Raw genomic sequence first — 17,406 nt, 5'->3', positions numbered from 1 at the left:
CCGTACGATCAGGCGTTGTTGGCGAGGAAGGTCAGCAGGGCTTCGTTGACGAAGTCCGGGTTTTCGCGGCTGGAGATGTGCCCGGCGTCTGGAATCAGGGTCAGGCTGCAACCGATCAACTCAGCCATTTCCCTGGATTCGGCGGGTGGGCGTGGCTTGTCCTGCTCACCGCACATGATCAGGGTGGTGTCGGTGTCCAGGCGGTGCAGTTGGTCGAGGATATCGGCGCGGCTGAAGATCTGGCGGCCCAATGGCACGATGCTGTCCAGCAGGCGCTCCTTGGAGAAGGCCTGCAGTGACTGGCGGAAATCCTGGTACAGCGCCGACTCGCGGTCGATGCCTGGCCGGAAGAAGATCGGTGCGATCACATCCAGCAACGGCTCAGGGATGGCACCGGCGTCTTCGATCATCTTGAACAGCGAGAAATAATACTGACGCGTGGCCTCGGGCTCGGCGCCCAGGTAGGTGTCCATCAGCACCAGGCTGTTGATGCGCTCTGGGGCCAGTAATGCCAGGCGTGCGCCCCACATGCCGCCGACCGACAAGCCCACCAGATTGATCTGTGGGATGTCCAACTGATCCAGCAGGGCCAGGGTCTGGCGCGCCAGGTCGTCGAGGGACCGGGTTTGGGCCGGCAGCGGGCCGGATTCACCATGGCCCCAGAGCTCGGGGACGATCACGCGGTACTGTTGCGACAGGGCTTCGATTTGCGGCGCCCACATGTGGCGGTCCCACAGGTAGCTTGAACCCAGCAGAACGACCGGGCCGGTGCCCTGGTCGACGTAGTGCAGCGGTTGTCCATCAATGACGGCGACAGGCATAGCAGGCCTCTGACTTCACGGAGTTAGGGGCACTTTTTTACGCTAGTCGGGGGCGGGGGGATAGGTGCAAATTGATGGCACTTTGTTGTGGCGTGTTGCGTTGGGGGGCATATCCGTTATTTAGGTAACGGCGGCTTAGGAGTCCGCCCTGACAGCGGGGCACTTTTGTAAAGACCGGAATGGCGGCCCAGACAAAAGCAACCAAAAAGTCTTCGCCCCAACACTCGGCAACAGCAACAGCAACAGCAACAGCAACAGCAACAGCAAAGCCAAACTCGGTCAACTGTGGGAGCTGGCTTGCCTGCGATGGCATCAACTCTGTGTACCTGATACACCAAGGTGTCTGCATCGCAGGCAAGCCAGCTCCCACAGAAAAGCAGCTCTTCAGTGTATGCAAATCCGCTTTTGCTTTTGAACTAACCACTCAGGTCGGCTACTAGGCCGCCGTGCTCTGCTTTTGATCTTGCTTTTGATCTGAGGCGGCCCACGGATTCAAGCCTTCGTTCTGGCACACCGAGCCTAAGCGAGGTGCCGAGTGGTGGGGCGAAGACTTTTTGGTTGCTTTTGGCTGGGCCGGCATTCCGGTCTTTCCAAAAGTGAGCCGCCGTCAGGGCGGAACCCTAAGTAGCCGTTACCGCGGCAACGGATATGTACCCAACCCATCCATCCACCGCGCGCGCCCCCCAACGATCAATCGTAGATAGCTTTCTTCTTCCACTCCGCATCCGCATCCACAACTTTAAGCCCTTCAGTCAACTCATTGACCTCATCTTCAGCCGGCTTGCTGTTAGTCAGTACCGTCGAATTAGCACGGGCCAATTGATTCTCAAGCAATTGCAACTGCGCGCTATAGAGCACCGGCTCTGGCTGTTTACGCAGGTACTGCACACCGCGCTCGAATGCCAGGCGTGCCTGGCCGGGTTGGTTCTGTTGCAGGGCGTGCTGGCCGAGGTTGTTGAAGAACTCGATGTGCAGCAGCACCAGGATATGACGAATTTCCTTGATCCAGTGCTTGGCCTCGTTGGTCGGCAGAAAACCATCCTGAGCCGCGCGGGTCACTTGGCCATGCAGGGCTTCAAGGAGGAAACGCACATCCTTGGCCTTGGCTTCAGTCTGGATCGGCGCCGGCGGGTTGGTCACCGGAATCGATTCGCCCTGGGCGATCAGCGCATTCAACTCAGTGATACGCGCCTTGAGTGCTGCACTGGACTTGTTGAGGTGCAACAGACGCTGGTTGACGTTCAGCTCAAGGCGGGTGAGCAGCAGCTTGAGCGCCGGGGTCATCAATTGGCCAGGAAAGGTCTCGGTGATTTCACCGCACCGACGCAGCCGATCATTGAGCTCGATCTCGGTACGTTTCTTTTCCAGCTTGTTGTTTTCCACCACGTGGTTCATGTAGCCAATGGCGATCAGTATTACGATCCCGGCTATTACCAGCAGGGTGATCATGAGTGGTGTCACCGGTGTGACCTCTTTTATAGGGTTTGCTGTGGAGTGTAGTGACTGGACCATCCGGCGGATAGGACTGTTCGACCAGTTGCCCAGGTAGTTTCTTCTATATAGGTAAGCGTTGCCGGGCGGGCTCCCTGCATAGATGCACATTGCCATCATTTGCTCGGACGAACTATAGCGCCTTGTCGGGCGCCAGAATATAGGCGTCAAAGCCCGGACGGGCAGAATGCCCGCCAAGGCCCGGAAAGCAGGGCGAAGTCATTGATTTAAATAAATTTATCCTTGGGGGTTGACGACCTTTCAATCCATCCATAGAATGCGCGCCACTTACAGCGTAAAGCACACAGCGAAACGCGGTAGGGAGTGAATGTTGTACGTGTGTCCCCTTCGTCTAGTGGCCTAGGACACCGCCCTTTCACGGCGGTAACAGGGGTTCGAGTCCCCTAGGGGACGCCATATGCGGGAATAGCTCAGTTGGTAGAGCACGACCTTGCCAAGGTCGGGGTCGCGAGTTCGAGTCTCGTTTCCCGCTCCAATTTACAAGCAATGTGGCCCTCGGGCGGCATTGAGTGAAACCAGGGCATAATCTTCGGATTTAACCTCTGGGCACTGAAATACACACCATGTGTTTCAGTTGTGTGTCCCCTTCGTCTAGTGGCCTAGGACACCGCCCTTTCACGGCGGTAACAGGGGTTCGAGTCCCCTAGGGGACGCCATTTTGCGGGAATAGCTCAGTTGGTAGAGCACGACCTTGCCAAGGTCGGGGTCGCGAGTTCGAGTCTCGTTTCCCGCTCCATATTTAACGAAAACGCCGATCAGCAATGATCGGCGTTTTTGTTTGTGCTGATTTTAATCAGCCGGGTCAGGAATCTGCGCTAGGGCATAGGCGAGAAGGAACAGGCTTATCAGGCCGCCTGCCTCGGCGTTGCTCATGTCGAATTCTTTACGAATAAATGGCATCGCCACACCGAGGTTGGCGCGGTCGGCCGCCGCAATGGCGTAGATGACGAAAATCAAACCGGCGACCACCCAGCGATAGCGGCTGCACGCGACATGTGTAGGCCTTGTTGTGAAGTGCGTGGGAATAGTCTGTAGTTAATAGCGGGTGGGTGTGTACTGGTTCTGCTGTCTCTACTCTGGCCAGCCCCGTGTGCCTGTTCACTTCAGAGAACTGCCCAGATGTTCCAACTCGATTTTTACTCAACCCTGGTCGCCGCCTCTCTGGTGCTGCTGTTGGGGCGTTGGCTGGTCGCCCGTATCGGCTTTTTACGCGCCTACAGTATTCCGGAGCCGGTGGTCGGCGGCTTATTGGTGGCTGCGCTGCTGCTGTTGCTGCGCGCATTAACGGATATCGAAGTTCGATTCGACGCCTCATTGCAGGCCCCCTTGATGCTGGCGTTCTTTGCCACCATCGGCCTGAATGCGGACTTTGCCAGCCTGAAGAAAGGCGGGCGCATCCTCGGCATCTTCCTGCTGGTCGTGACGGCCCTGCTGGTGGTGCAAAATGCCATGGGCATTGCCCTGGCCAAGGCGCTGGGGCTTGACCCGTTGATGGGGCTGTTGGCAGGCTCCGTCACCTTGTCCGGCGGGCACGGCACTGGCGCAGCCTGGGGCGCGGTGTTCAGCGAAAAATATGGCGTGGCTTCGGCGTCCGAACTGGCGATTGCCTCGGCGACGTTTGGCTTGGTATTGGGTGGGCTGATAGGTGGCCCCGTTGCCCGCTTGCTGATCAAACGTGTGCAGGTGCCCGGCGTTGAGTTGGCGCAACCGCCCCAGCCCAAAGGCTTTGAGCAGCCCAACCAGGAACGCATGATCACCGCGTTTTCATTTATCGAGACCCTGGCGTTATTGGCGATCAGCTTGCAGGTCGGCACCTTCCTGTATGGCTTTATTAAAGGTACGGCTTTCGAATTGCCGACGTTTGTATGCGTGCTGTTTGTGGGCGTGGTGTTGCGCAACGGCTTGTCGGCGCTTGGCTGGCATCAGGTGTTTGAGCGTGAAGTGTCGCTGCTGGGTAATGTCAGCTTGTCGTTGTTCCTGGCGATTGCGCTGATGTCGCTCAAGCTCTGGGATCTGGCGGCATTGGCCTTGCCGATAGTGATTCTGTTGGCGGCCCAGGCGTTGCTGATGGCCCTGTTTGCGATCTTCGTGACGTTCCGGGTTATGGGCCGCAACTACGATGCGGCCGTGCTGGCGGCGGGGCATTGTGGTTTTGGCTTGGGGGCCACGCCGACCGCCATTGCCAATATGCAGGCGGTCACGCAGCGCTTCGGGCCATCGCCGATTGCGTTTCTGGTGGTGCCGATGGTGGGGGCGTTTTTTATCGACATTACCAATGCGGTGGTGATCAAACTGTACCTGGCGTTGCCGTTTTTGGGGGCGGCGGGTTGAGGGGGCCTTCGAATGGTCGCCAGGCGGCGCCGTCCAGACGGATCAGTACGGCGTCGTGGCTCATGTACAGGTCGATGACTTGCTCTATTTGCACGTGGCGAAGCTTGAAGTCATGCGTGGGGGTGATTATCGCGCCATGTTTGTACAGCGTATAAAAATGCACCTCACCCGAGAGTTGCAACCCGGCCTCCTGCTGCGCAGCTTCGAAAGCTTTATCCGGCAATTGCACCCGAAAATACGACAGCAATGGCCAGCGTTTTCGTTGTTCTTTGTCTGATCCGGCGCCTACTGCCTCATAAGCACGACGCATCCCCAGCACCCTCTGGTGGTACTGCGCGGTGCTGGTCTGCCCGGTGATGGCCAGCGACAGTTGGCCATCCAATGCGGCCTGCGTGTAGTCGCTGTACTCATAAGCACGGTACTGCACCAGCATGCGCCCCTGCGACTCAATCAAGGTGGGACCGGCGCGACCATCCCAGGCCGGGCTGTCGCCCAGGCCGATTTCGCTGTCTGTCAGCGGAATGACCGTGGCCGAAACATTCCGCGGTTCAAAGCTGCGGGTGGAGTCAGGCGCCACCCCCGGCCAGTACGAGCCGAGTGCCGCACAGATGCGTGCATCCTCGGTAAACGGGCTGGCTAGCTGATAACCGCACAGCATGTTCGTAAACGGAGCGTCGACCAGGCCCCGGCCCACTTCCCAGCCCGGCCCAAAGACCCCGCTGGCGAAATCCGGCAGCCAGGATTGCCGTTGTGTGCGTTGCACAGGTAGCGTCGGGCCTGGTGTTGTAGAGGACTGTGGGTGGGAGACGATGGCGGTGACGCCACGGTCTTCAGGGGCGAAGTAACCACCGGCAAGGGCTTGATTGATGAAAAAGCGCACGTCAGACAGTGGGTTGACCCGTGTATGCCAAACCTCTGGGCAGGGCGGCGCAGGGCAAGGGAAAACCGCCGGGTCGCTGGACCATTGCTTGAGCTCTCGTTGCCCACATAACGGAAAAAAATCCGGCGCACCGATGATGGAGTAGGCGGCGATGCTCGCCAGTTCCAGCGCAGGGCAGTGGGCCCGTACCCAGCCGTCGGCCATGGCATCCTGATAATGCAGGGCTCGGTAGCCGCCCGCCTTGACGATGGCGTCGACATCCTCACGCTGGTTGAGGTCTTCGATCGAACCGTCGTCGCGCAAATGATGGCGCCCATGCACCAACCCACCGGTATTGGGAGGCATCATGAACGACAGCGGACGGTCTTGGTAATAGGCCAGTTCCACCAGCGCTTCTTTGGCGTCGGGCATCAACAGCCCCGGCGCGAACTCATCGGTATTCGCCCAATGGCACAAGCCCTCGGTAATGACGAAAGGCGCGTTGAGAATGTCAGGCTCTTGCCAGCCGGTATCGCGAAATCGCCTATGGATCTGTCCGATTTTTTCATTGATCTGGTGGTTTTCCAACTGCACAGTCAGGTCCATTCCGGCCAGGCACTCGTTGCCATCGAACACTTTGTGCAGGGGCACCCAGAACTCCAGATCCTCATCGATAGGTTGAGCATCCATTGGGCCAAACCGCGCCGGTTGGCCGGTGTGCCGGGCAGCGATGAACGCGCCGTAGCGCGCCGGTATCACCCGCATCTGGTTTGGCTGGCCCTCGACAAAGGGCAAAAAACCTCTTTGCTGCGGGTTATACAGCGCGTCCGCCGTGCCGACCCGGGCCACCCCGGTACGCGAGAAACACAGGTCCGCCTGGCGCCTGTGCACAGTTTCGGCGTAGGGCCGGTATTCATACGCGAACACTGCAATCGCCAGTTGCGCCTCACCGGCCAGTTGCTGCAAAGCCTCCAGGGTCGGGGGAGCGGCGCCGTAGACATAATTGAGGACGTGCTCGATTTCAGCGGCTGTGGGGAAGGCCGTGAGCGTTTTACCCTGGACCGCGGTGACCACATTGGGCGAGGCGAAGGCATGAAACAGCAGGCTGTCGGCCGGGTGCCCAGGCTCTATACCGCGTGTGGCATCAGCGGAAAAATCCTCAAAGCCTGGCTGGGTGCGATCAATCTGCACAGGCCTGGCGAGTTCCTCACGCAGGCTTGTCGAGGTGATGTCCAGGCCGTGGTGCAGCAACAGGTCATGCCATCCTGCTGAGGCCAGGCGTGTGCAAGCGCGTTCTACATCGCTGATCAAGGACATCACGCCCCCTCCGATAGAAACCAGGGGAAAGGGTAAGCAAAGGGGGCATGCGCGGTAACTGACCGAACGGCTAGGTTACCGCCCGGGGGCTTCTTGAGGATGGCGAGTGATCGCGCGCCTAATTCAGCGTGTAAACGTCCTGTTTAGGCATGAAAAAACGCGAAAAGAGTTCGGACTGCGATTTGATGTTGAGCTTGGTGTAGATATTGCGCCGGTGCACCTTGATGGTTTCTGTCGACAGCGCCAGTTTGCCGGCGATTTCTTTATTGGAAAAACCACTGAGCAGCAACTTGAGCACGTCCTTCTCGCGCGTGGTGATCTGCGTGCCCAACTGCACAATGGCTTCGGACCAGGGCGGCGGCTCACTGAGGTTTTTTTCTTCATCGACTTCAAAACACATGCGTTGATGCATCAAGGCCATGACCCACGGCTTGATGATATCCAGTGTGGTGATCTGTTCCGGGGTGTAGCGCGTGTTACTGCCAAATGAAATACACAGGGTTCGATCCGCGTCGAGCTGGACGTTGTACTGCACCTCATCGACGGACACGTACCGGGCGAAATACTGATGGTAGTACTCGGTGGTCAGGAAGTGCTCGGGGGCAATGTCTGACAGATGGAAAAAACCGCTCTGCGGGTTTTCACGGTTGGCAATGTAAAACGGGTCCAGCAGGTAAAGGCCTTTTACATACAGTTGCGTCAGGGCGTCGACTTCGTCGGCATCCGCAACCTCGGTCACGCTGACGACGTTGACTTGCTGGTTGCTGAACACCAGGACCACCCAATTGTCGATCTGCACATACTCATTCAACACGCGAACCAGTGAGCTCCAGAAGGCTGGGCGGTTCAGCTCCATGATGAGTTTGCCGGCTGACCGGTGCCAGGCGAGGTTGTGAAGGTCGAGTGACATGGACTACCCCTTTTGGGTTAGGGATTCATGGGGCTGAGCTAAGTATTTGTAGGTATTTACTATTCGACGACGCCGGGTATATTCACCCACCAGCGTTGATGGCCATGAAGGCCTGTCGTTTTTGACAAGGATAGTTATATGAATAAATCACATTTGCGAGCCATTTTTTTAGCCTCGCTTGTCTTTGTCGGGGCCAGCACGCCCGCAGCGGCGGCAGAACCCCGGGTTAACCTGTACAACTGGTTCGGGTTGATCGCTCCCGAGACACCGAAGGAATACGAGCAGAAAACCGGCACCAAGATGCACATCGATACCTTCGACAGTGCCGAGGTCATGCAAAGCAAGGCCATGGCCGGGCGCACCGGGTATGACGTCGTCGTCGCCACCTCCAACGTATTGCCAAGCCTGATCCAGGCGGGCGTGCTGGCCCCGCTGGACCGCAGCCAACTGAGCAACTATGCGCATATCGACCCGGAAATGCTGGCCTTGCTCGCCACTAACGATCCGGGCAACCAATACGCGATTCCGTACCTGTGGGGCACCACCGGCATTGGTTATGACGTGGATAAGGTCAAGGCGGCACTGGGTGATAACGCCCCGGTGGACAGCTGGGACTTGATCTTCAAAGAAGAAAACATCAGCAAGCTCAAGTCCTGCGGCGTGGCGATGCTCGACTCGCCGAGTGAAATCATCTCCATCGCCTTGCATTACCTCGGCCTGCCGAGCAACAGCCAAAACCCCGAGGATTACCAGAAGGCCCAGGCGCTGCTGCTGAAAATCCGCCCTTATGTCCTCTACTTCGACTCCTCCAGAACCGACGCCGACTTTGCCGATGGCAATATCTGCGTGGTCGTGGGTTGGGCGAGCGGGGCGCTGACGGCCCAGGCCATCAATGAGAAAAACCATACTGGCCGCAAGATTGCCTACAGCTTGCCGCGCGAGGGTGGGCTGGTCTGGTCGGAAAACTTTGTGTTGCTCAAGGATGCGCCCAACGCCAAGGCCGGCTTGGCGTTTATCAATTACATGCTTGAGCCCGAGGTGATTGCCAAGAGCTCCAATCACACGCTGTACCCGAATGCCAACAAGGACGCCACCGCGCTGGTTGAGCAGAAGTTGCGCGATAACCCGTGGATTTATCCGTCCAAAGCCACCATCGCCACGCTGGTGCCGCTTGAGCCGTTGCCCTTGAAGCTGGAGCGTATCCGTACACGTGTGTGGACCAAGGTGAAGAGCGGTACGTGACTGGCTGAGTGAGGCCCGAGTGCTTTCGCATAGATCCCAGAGAGGGAGATAAATCATGGCCCGACGTGATGACCCGTGCGATGTGAAATCGGACGATTATCAGGCGTACAAGGAGATTGAGGAGCAGATCGGTCACTGTACGCCGGAGCAGGCCTGGGCCATGTATTACGTCTCGACCGGGATGGTGCGTGAATACGTTACGCGGGCGGTCATGGAGCATATCGGCAGGGGTAATCGGGCGCTGCTGCTGGAGTTTCCTGAGTTGGCGCGGGTGCAAGAGCGGTCTCGTTTGATGCTTCCTCTTTGAGGGTGGTGCTTTTTCAGGTCTTTTGAGGCGGTCTTAGGGGCGGTGGTTTTGAGTGTATATCCGTTGCTGCGGTAACGGCTTCTATTGGTTCCGCTCTTACAGCGGGTCACTTTTGGCAAACGCCCGGAATGCCGGCCCAGCCAAAAGTAACCACTGAATACACTGAAAAACTGCTTTTCTGTGGGAGCTGGCTTGCCTGCGATGCAGGCACCTCGGTGTGTCAGGCACACTGAGTTGATGCCATCGCAGGCAAGCCAGCTCCCACATTAGACCGAGTATGGCTCTGCTGTTGCTGTTGCTCTGGTCCTTACATCCTTTTCGATGACGAAGTCAGCGGTCTTTTGATCTGCGCTTTTGATCTTGATCTGAAATCGCCCCCCAAATCACTGGCGGATTGCGGGCATGCCGAGCCATAGCGAGGCACCGAGTGTTGGGGCGAGGACCTTTTGGTTACTTTTGACTGGGCCGGCATTCCGGTCCTTGCAAAAGTGACCCGCTGTAAGAGCGGAACCCTACTCAGCCATCACCCAAATAACGGATATGTACTCAACAACCCATCCCCCCACACAGAGCGTTCGGCCTGTGTTCAACACGTCATCATGGCCCGCGCCAAGCGCAACGTACCCTGGCGGATCTCATCCCGATTGAGCGAAGCAAACCCCAGGCGCAACGCGTTCTCCGCCAAGCCCTCAGGCGAAAACTGACGCGCACTGCGCACCACAACTCCCTGGCCCAGGGCATCCTCCACTAACCGGTCAACATTCGTCTCATCCTGGAAACGCACCCACAGCGCCAGCCCGCCCTCGGGCGTACGCACCTGCATACGCTCGCCGAACGCCTCGTGCAGACAGCTCTGCAACACTTCGCGCCGCGCGGCGTATTCTTTCGAAACACGGCGCAAGTGCTTCTTCAATTCACCCTCATTGATCAGGTCCGCCAACATTTTCTGCGCGACGGCATCGGTGTCGCCCACCACCAGTGCGGCGCTTTTTTGCAGCACCTCAATCACATGGGCAGGCGCCACCACATAGCTGCAACGAAACGTCGATCCCAATGCCTTTGAAAGCGAGCCGATGTAGATCACATGGCGTTGCGCGCTGTCACTGGCCAGCGGCAAATAGGGCCGCCCGTTAAAGTGATACTCGTGGTCGTAGTCTTCTTCGATCACGCAAAAATCATGCAGCGCCGCCAAGGCCAGCAGCTGTTGCCGACGTGCCGCATGCAGGCTTACGGTGGTGGGGAATTGATGGTGCGGGGTGAGATAGATCATGCGCACTTTATGCGTTTGGCAGAGCTGCTCGATATGGTCGGTGCGGCAGCCCTCATCGTCCATGTCGACCGTGATCAAACGCGCACCGAGTTTGCGGAAAATCTCCCACGCCGGCGGGTAACTCAGGCGCTCCACCAACACCACGTCACCGGGCTGGATCAGCAGGCTGGCCGTGAGGTACAGCGACACCTGGGTGCCTGGCGTCAGGCAGATATTCTCGGCGCTGATCATCAGCCCACGATTGTTACGCAGCATGTCGGCCAGCGCGCAGCGCAGGTAATAGCCGGTGCCCTCGCTGCCGTAGCGCACCGTGTTGGTGGTAAAGCTGCTGCGCAAGGCGTTGCGGTAGTAACGATGCAGCACGGCTTGCGGCAGCAAGCGGTGATCGCACGCGCCGTTATCGAAAAATAACGCGTCATGCCGGTGCTCCAGGGCAATCACCTGGGCGTTCTGGGCGAAGTAGGGCACGACCGCCTGTGGCACCAGCGCTGGGGCGAAAGACGGTTGCGAGCGACTGGGCACGGGCTTGGGCGCCAGTTGCGCATTGACGAAGGTGCCACGGCGCGGCTCGCTGATCAGCCAGCCTTTGGTCATGGCCTCTTCGTAGGCCAGGATCACGGTTTTGCGGTTGACGTCGAGCAGGTGCGCCATCTCCCGAGTGCCCGGCAGCAGCGTGCCGGGCGGCAGCCGCCCTTCGAGGATGGCCGCGACGAGGCCTTCGGCAATCTTGCGATAGGAGGCTTGGCTTGAACCGTCATCAAGTTTGAGCAAGGGGCGCCACTTACGCATCTGGACCATCTGAAGTATCCAAAACTGGAGGTTTTAATGGGCCTAGTCTAGCGCAACAATCAGGCCTCACTTACTCCGAGGTCTTTATGAACACACGCCATGTAATCGAACTCTCTCCCTCGGGTAAAACCTTTGAAGCCGGTGATGAGCTGTTGCTGGACGCGATGCTCGCCAGCGGTTTGTCAGTGCCGTTCTCGTGCCGACGCGGTGCCTGTGGGTCGTGCAAGGTGGTGGTCACCCAAGGTGAATACCGCGCCAAGCAACTGGCCCCCGGCGCACCCGCGCCGAGCTACCCGCTGGCGGCCAATGAAATGCTGCTGTGCCAAAGCCATGCCTGCGCCGACATGCGCCTGGAAATTCCCGGCTGGTCGCTGGACACGCCCGCGCTGGTCGTCGAGTCGACAGTGCTGAGCAAGCGCGCACTGAGCTCCGACATCATCGAGTTGGTGGTGATGCCGGATATGCCATTGGCCGTGCGGGCAGGCCAGTACCTCAAGGTCCGCCTGGTCGATGGTGATTCGCGGTGCTTCTCGATCGCCAACTTGCCGGCCGACGGCGATGGGCGGCTGGTGTTTCAGATTCGCCAGGTGAGCGGCGGGCTGTTTTCCGAGACCCTGCTGGGCAGCCTTGAGGCCGGCGACCTGTTGCCGCTGGAAGGGCCTTTTGGTGCCTGCACCTGGCAGGACGATGACGCTGCGCCGGTCGTCCTGTTTGCCACCGGCACCGGCTATGCGGGTATCAAGCCGATCTTGCTGACCGCCTTGAAGCGTGATGTAGAGGTGACGTTTTACTGGGGCGGCGCGCAAGCAGCAGATTTTTACGACCGCGCATTCCTGGACCAGACGGTCATCGACCACCCGCGTTTCCACTGGCACCCAGTATTGGCCTCGCAGGGCAAGGTGCAGGAAGTCGCGCTAGGCCACGGGCACCGTTGGGAAGCCGCTCAGGTGTATGCCTGCGGTAATGGCGGCATGATCAGCCAGACGCGTGCCAAGTGCCTGGAAGCAGGTTTACCGAGCCATCGGTTTATCGCCGAAGCCTTTGTGCCCAGCGGCCAGTCGAGCGCCGACGCGCTGCTCAAGACCCTGGATGACACCTGGGAAAAGGTCGGCCCGAGGTATTCGCTGGACGGCATGCTCGCCGCTCGTGAAAAAACCATCCGCGCCCTGGCAGCGATTGCCAGCCAGCTCAAGGTCGGCATGACCACCGGGGAAGCCCTCGACATGGCCGCCGAGCAGTTGCAGGCCATGGGCGCCTCCCACACCTGGCACCCGACGTACATCCGTTTTGGCGACGACACGGTTCGCCCACCGAGAGAAGGCATTGACCCACTGCGCCCGCTGCGTGCCAGCGATATCGTGGTGGTCGACCTCGGCCCGGTGTGGGACGGCTACGAGGGCGACTATGGCGACACCTTCGTCTTCGGCGAGTCAGCGCTGCACCGCGATTGTTTCAAGGCCGTGCATGAAGTGTTCGATGAAACCCGCGAGGCCTGGAAGCGTGGCATGACCGGCTGTGAACTCTATGACTTTGCCGAGGAACGGGCCGTTTCCAAGGGCTGGCGGTTGTCGCGCAACCTGGCCGGCCACCGTATTGCGGATTTCCCCCACGCATTGTTCGGCACCACGGAATTGGCCGAGCTTGAGATCACACCGAGTGAAATGGTGTGGGTGCTGGAGATCCAGCTCTGCCACCCCACCGAGCCGGTTGGTGGGTTCTTTGAAGATATCCTGATGCTTGAAGCTTGAAGGGCTGAGGCACTCTAGGTGTTAGGTAGGAGGTTTCCCGAGTTTCCCTGAACTATATGGGCGCAGTCGGCTCATACAGCCATTGCCAATCACGGCAATTATTTCTGTGCGATAGGGACATCACCTGTGAAATATGCAATCTGCGCCACCTTGCTGCTGTCACTGAGCGGCTGCCTGACCATGTCGGGTGAATACACCGTGACGGCTCAGGACGCCTCCGGCGCCCCGTTAACCAGGCTCGGCACCTTCACCGCCGAGGGCCATAACATTTACCCCATACGCAATGCGTTCTGCCTCAATGCGCCGGGGGCGACGGTCATCATTCGCGATGCCCGGACCGGCGAGGAACTGCGCAGCGAAAGCCCTTATCACTGCCGTTAAGCCTCAAAAAAAGGATTTCCATGAGAGCGTTTCTGATAGCAGGCCTGGCCGTGGCCGTAAGTGGCTGCGGCAATATTTCCAATATCCGTGCTTACAACACGGCCTATGTTGAACCCACATCCGGGGATACCGCACGTTTGCGTGTAATCACCAATGGCATGGCGCGCGGCGTGCCGGGCCGTGATTGCATCGACTGGCGTGTGCCTGGCGCCGGGGTGATGGCCGTGTCCGAATCCGGCTTTGCGGGTCAGAATAATGGCCGCAGCCTGGGCATGCCCGAGAGCAACCGCCGGGTGGAGGCGCAAGGCTCGGCGCGTAGCGAACTGAAGGTGCCGGCGAACAAGCCTTTTGCCATGAACTTCCAGAGTGAGGGCTATGTTTCTGGCGGCAATTCCTACAGCTGCAGGCAGAGCTTTCACTTCACCCCCAAGGCCGGGCAAGATTACGAACTGATCCTGCTGGACGGTGGCCAGTGCCTGATTGCATTGCAGCGCCTGAACCCGACGGGGAAACCGCAGAACGTGCCGGTAGAGAAGGCCAAGCTGTGCAATGCGATGGATATGTTTTAGGCCGCAAGCCAGACCTGTTTAATCACAACGCCGATCAATGTTGATCGGCGTTGTGGTTTTTACCTGCGCTTATCAGAGCTTCGGCAGTTGCCCCACACGGCCGATCATTTCCGTGACGATCTGCAGGTCCAACAGGAACTGCTCGACGGTCTTGAACTCACCGTCGGTGTGCCCGGTGTACTTCACGTCCGGCTTCGCCAGGCCGAATTGCACGCCATTGGGCAGCTCATGCACGGAGGTCGCGCCGGCTGAGGTGCCGAACTTGTGCTCCATGCCGAGGTTTTCGCTGGCCACGGCCAACAGCGCTTTGACCCACTCACCTTCAGGGTTGCGATACATCGGTTCTGCCACCGAGTAAGTGACGTCCATGGCCACTTTGGTGTGTTTGTCCCAGGCGCTGATTTTCTCTTCGATCTCGGCCTTGAGTTTTTCCGGCGACTTGCCCTTGGGAATGCGCAAGTTCACCGCCAGTTTGAAGGCTTTGGCGTCTTGGCCAACAAAGGTCAGCGAAGTGGTCAGCGGCCCCATGAATGCATCGGAGAAGCCCACGCCCAACTTGCCGCCCAGGTAATCCAGGCCCCAGTTGTCGGCGGCATATTTTGCGGCGTCGGTGATGTGGTTGTGCTTAAGGGCGATCTTGCCGTCGACGCTGTGGATCAGCTCCAGCATGCGTGCGACCGGGTTCACGCCGGTTTCCGGCTCGGACGAGTGCGCGGACACACCAGTGACCGTCAGCTTGACCTCTTTGCCCACCACCTTGGCCGCCACGGTGAAGTCAGCGCCGTTATTTTTGGCGTATTCGTCGCCGGCTTTTTGCAGGTTGGCCGCCAGCTCCGCAGGCTTGTCGCTGAGCAGAGTGGCCACCGACACCGAAGGAATCTGATTGGTGGCCGCGCCGCCGGTCATGGCGATGATTTCTGCGCCTTTGCCGTCACCTTTGCGCACCGGGAAGCTTGCCATGACGGTGCCGTAGCCTTTTTCGGCAATCACCACCGGGTAGCCGCCATCCAGCGCCAGGTTGTATTGCGGCGTCGGGTTATGCTCGAAGTAGTAAGGAATGGCGTCTCCGGACGTTTCCTCGGTGGTGTCCACCAGCAGCTTGAAGTTGCGCGCCAGTGGCAGCTTTTCTTCCTTGATGACCTTCATCGCATACATCGTCACCACGATGCCGTTCTTGTCATCCTCGGTGCCACGGCCGTACATGCGGTCGCCGATCAGGGTGACTTTGAACGGGTCGAGCCTGGTGCCGTCCTTGAGCACCCAGTTTTCCGGGGTCACTGGCACCACGTCGGCGTGGGCGTGAATGCCGACCACTTCATCGCCGCTGCCTTCCAGGGAGATTTCATACACGCGGTTGTCGACGTTACGGAAGTTCAGGTTGAAGGCTTTGGCCAGGCCCTGGATCTTGTCGGCGATCTTGAGGAATTCCGGGTTCTTGTACTGCGGCAGGCCGTCGATGTTGAAGGTTGGGATCTCGACCAGCTCGCGCAGGGTTTCCAGCGCGGCCTTGCCGTACTTCACGCGGGTATAAATCCCCAGCAGGCGATTGATTTCGTTCTGCTGGTCGGCGCTCAGGGGTTTGTTGGCGAGGAAGGCTTCGATGGCCGGGCCGACGTCGTCGGTTTTTGCCAGGTCGCCCTTGGCCAGGGTGCCGAGGAAACCACGGAAATCGGTGGTTGGGGTTTCACCAAAGTGCTTGATGATGGCTGTGCTTTGTTCGACGCTGATATTGGCGGACGCAGGCGTGGCGACGGCCGCAAAGCTGGCGGCGAACAGGGTGGCAGCCACCAGTTTCTTGAGTGGAAAGTGCATGGTTAGAGGCATTCCTTTGCAGGCGGTGAGTAAGAGGTTTCTGATCGATCTGTCAGAAACATTTCCACACACTACCATCACCAAGGCCGGGATAGGGAGCCTCGATGTGGGAAATGTCCTACTCAAATATCAGGGTTGCCCAGTAACCAAATGTGGGAGCTGGCTTGCCTGCGATAGCGGTGGATCAGCAATGAAGTTGTCGACTGACAGTCCGCCATCGCAGGCAAGCCAGCTCCCACAGGGGGTTACAGTGAAGTTTGAAATGAGTGCTCAAGGCTTACCCGGATGCGGCTCCGGATACGATGCCATCACGTCCAACGCCTTGGCATACGGCCCCTCCCACAACTGCTCGTGCAACTGCCCGATGCGCTTGGCCATCGCCGCGTCGTGCATCACCACTTCCAGGTTGCGCGAGTTATCCAGATACCCGCCCAACCAGTTGCTGGTGCCAACCCAGGCCACTTGCCCGTCGATCTCCATGGTCTTGCTGTGGATCACCCGCGCATACGGAATAAACCCTTGTTTGGCTTCGGGCAGGGTGACGATCTTGACCTCGACGTTGGGCAGCACGGCCAGGCTTTTGAGGTAGGGCAGTTCCAGCTTGTCGGTGTTCCAGTTGGACACCATCAGCTTGACCGACACCCCACGCGCAGCGGCGGCGCGCACGGCGTTGTCGATCACTGCGTAGTAGGGGCGGGTTTTATCCGGCCCGTAGGACAGCGGTGCATAGTCGAGCAATTGCACGCGCACTTCTTTCTTGGCTTCGCTTAGCAGGCGCGGCAGTTCCAGTTGTGAGTCGCCCACGCCGGGCGGGTTGTAGCGTTGCGGGCTGGCCACCAGGTAGTTGCCGGTGCGCGCAGGCTCCTGGGCCGCAGCGGGCAGTGGCACCGGTTGCTTATCCGCCAAGGCGGCCTGGGCTTGCCAGTCCTGGTTGAAGATCGCCTGCACCTGGCTGACCACGCTGGCATCGCTGATGCGCAAGCCGGTTTCATGGATATGCTCCAGCGAGCGCCAATCGAAATTCTGGCTGCCGACAAACGCCTGCTTGCCGTCCACCACCATGTACTTGGCGTGGATGATCCCACCGCTCAACTGCCCATAGGCCAACACGCGAAAGCTCAGGTTAGGAATTGCGCGCAGGCGTTCCAGCGTAGACGCCTCCGACAGCCGAATACCTTTTTCCTCCAGCAGAAAGCGAATCTTCACACCCCGTTTGCCGGCAGCTTCCAGATGCTCGATCACCTTGTCCATCACCGAACCGGGATGGTCGGCCGCGTAGAACTGGCCGATATCAATGCTGCTTTTTGCGCCGTCAAACAGCTCGATCCACACCGGCCCTGGCTGGCGCAAGTCGGCAGTCCCCAGCGCAGTGTCCACCGGCACGGTGTGTACCAGTTCAAACCCTGGAATTGAAAAGTCCGCCTGGGCAAGCGGACTCAACAGAAGGCCGGTCAGGCCTGCGATACGCAACTTTATCGAGAGGGACATAGGCGTCTCATCGGGGCAAAAAGAAAGGCGGGCGCATCATGCGCCCGCCC

13 protein-coding genes, 4 tRNA genes and 1 pseudogene are annotated in these 17,406 nt (G+C 59.0%); 10 read left to right on the top strand and 8 right to left on the bottom strand.

What is annotated here, in order from left to right:
- Positions 1-8: 8 nt before the first annotated feature.
- Positions 9-821 carry an alpha/beta fold hydrolase gene (locus tag AB4P96_RS22235; RefSeq protein WP_176991168.1) on the bottom strand — a complete coding sequence of 271 codons (813 nt, stop codon included), beginning with the start codon at positions 819-821 and terminating at the stop codon, positions 9-11.
- 690 nt (positions 822-1,511) lie between these two features.
- Entirely contained in the window at positions 1,512-2,270 is a 759-nt protein-coding gene (locus tag AB4P96_RS22230) for a hypothetical protein (protein WP_080593750.1), read from the bottom strand.
- A 383-nt stretch (positions 2,271-2,653) separates the two neighbouring features.
- Between AB4P96_RS22230 and AB4P96_RS22225 the strand changes: the two genes are divergently transcribed.
- The 4 genes from AB4P96_RS22225 (at position 2,654) to AB4P96_RS22210 (ending at position 3,069) form a co-directional block, all read left to right on the top strand.
- Positions 2,654-2,729: transfer RNA gene (locus AB4P96_RS22225), tRNA-Glu, on the top strand.
- Between the two features lie 3 nt (positions 2,730-2,732).
- A tRNA-Gly gene (locus AB4P96_RS22220) sits at positions 2,733-2,808 on the top strand.
- A 105-nt stretch (positions 2,809-2,913) separates the two neighbouring features.
- Positions 2,914-2,989, top strand: a tRNA-Glu gene (locus AB4P96_RS22215).
- Positions 2,990-2,993: 4 nt separating this feature from the next.
- A tRNA-Gly gene (locus tag AB4P96_RS22210) sits at positions 2,994-3,069 on the top strand.
- A 68-nt stretch (positions 3,070-3,137) separates the two neighbouring features.
- On the opposite strand, the pseudogene AB4P96_RS22205 reads toward AB4P96_RS22210, so the two are convergent.
- Positions 3,138-3,359, bottom strand: a pseudogene (locus AB4P96_RS22205) (hypothetical protein); the annotation flags it as partial.
- A gap of 93 nt (positions 3,360-3,452) precedes the next feature.
- On the opposite strand from AB4P96_RS22205, the gene gltS reads away from it, so the two are divergent.
- The gene (gene gltS, locus AB4P96_RS22200; protein WP_395600096.1) at positions 3,453-4,664 is read left to right on the top strand and encodes a sodium/glutamate symporter; all 1,212 of its coding nucleotides are present in this window, start codon (positions 3,453-3,455) and stop codon (positions 4,662-4,664) included.
- Here gltS and AB4P96_RS22195 read toward each other — a convergent pair.
- A complete protein-coding gene (locus AB4P96_RS22195) occupies positions 4,621-6,840 on the bottom strand; it encodes a hypothetical protein (protein ID WP_395600095.1) in 2,220 nt (739 codons plus the stop codon). The two genes, gltS and AB4P96_RS22195, sit on opposite strands and share 44 nt — an antisense overlap.
- Before the next feature lie 118 nt (positions 6,841-6,958).
- Positions 6,959-7,750: a response regulator transcription factor gene (locus tag AB4P96_RS22190; RefSeq protein WP_017136286.1), complete on the bottom strand. Its 792-nt coding sequence runs from the start codon at positions 7,748-7,750 to the stop codon at positions 6,959-6,961.
- A 138-nt stretch (positions 7,751-7,888) separates the two neighbouring features.
- Here AB4P96_RS22190 and AB4P96_RS22185 point away from each other — a divergent pair, with 138 nt between their 5' ends.
- Positions 7,889-8,992, top strand: a complete 1,104-nt coding sequence (locus AB4P96_RS22185) for a polyamine ABC transporter substrate-binding protein (RefSeq protein WP_017136287.1) — start codon at positions 7,889-7,891, stop codon at positions 8,990-8,992.
- A 55-nt stretch (positions 8,993-9,047) separates the two neighbouring features.
- The gene (locus tag AB4P96_RS22180) at positions 9,048-9,299 is read left to right on the top strand and encodes a hypothetical protein (RefSeq protein WP_099547849.1); all 252 of its coding nucleotides are present in this window, start codon (positions 9,048-9,050) and stop codon (positions 9,297-9,299) included.
- A gap of 586 nt (positions 9,300-9,885) precedes the next feature.
- Here AB4P96_RS22180 and AB4P96_RS22175 read toward each other — a convergent pair.
- Positions 9,886-11,367, bottom strand: a complete 1,482-nt coding sequence (locus tag AB4P96_RS22175) for a PLP-dependent aminotransferase family protein (RefSeq protein ID WP_395600094.1) — start codon at positions 11,365-11,367, stop codon at positions 9,886-9,888.
- A 77-nt stretch (positions 11,368-11,444) separates the two neighbouring features.
- Here AB4P96_RS22175 and AB4P96_RS22170 point away from each other — a divergent pair, with 77 nt between their 5' ends.
- From AB4P96_RS22170 to AB4P96_RS22160, 3 genes are all read left to right on the top strand, one after another.
- Positions 11,445-13,106: a M24 family metallopeptidase gene (locus tag AB4P96_RS22170; protein WP_395600093.1), complete on the top strand. Its 1,662-nt coding sequence runs from the start codon at positions 11,445-11,447 to the stop codon at positions 13,104-13,106.
- 126 nt (positions 13,107-13,232) lie between these two features.
- Positions 13,233-13,487 carry a hypothetical protein gene (locus AB4P96_RS22165; RefSeq protein ID WP_017136409.1) on the top strand — a complete coding sequence of 85 codons (255 nt, stop codon included), beginning with the start codon at positions 13,233-13,235 and terminating at the stop codon, positions 13,485-13,487.
- Positions 13,488-13,507: 20 nt separating this feature from the next.
- Entirely contained in the window at positions 13,508-14,056 is a 549-nt protein-coding gene (locus tag AB4P96_RS22160) for a hypothetical protein (protein WP_099547853.1), read from the top strand.
- Between the two features lie 72 nt (positions 14,057-14,128).
- Here the strand turns inward: AB4P96_RS22160 and AB4P96_RS22155 are convergent, their stop codons facing one another.
- Entirely contained in the window at positions 14,129-15,868 is a 1,740-nt protein-coding gene (locus AB4P96_RS22155) for a dipeptidase (RefSeq protein WP_236447089.1), read from the bottom strand.
- Positions 15,869-16,138: 270 nt separating this feature from the next.
- Complete coding sequence (locus tag AB4P96_RS22150; protein WP_395600092.1) at positions 16,139-17,356, bottom strand: phospholipase D-like domain-containing protein; 1,218 nt, start codon at positions 17,354-17,356, stop codon at positions 16,139-16,141.
- Positions 17,357-17,406: the final 50 nt, after the last annotated feature.

Source organism: Pseudomonas sp. B19125, from assembly GCF_044218855.1.
Taxonomy (GTDB): domain Bacteria; phylum Pseudomonadota; class Gammaproteobacteria; order Pseudomonadales; family Pseudomonadaceae; genus Aquipseudomonas; species Aquipseudomonas edaphica.
Note: the sequence above shows the minus strand (reverse complement) of the source record. Positions and strands in the feature narration are given on the sequence as shown.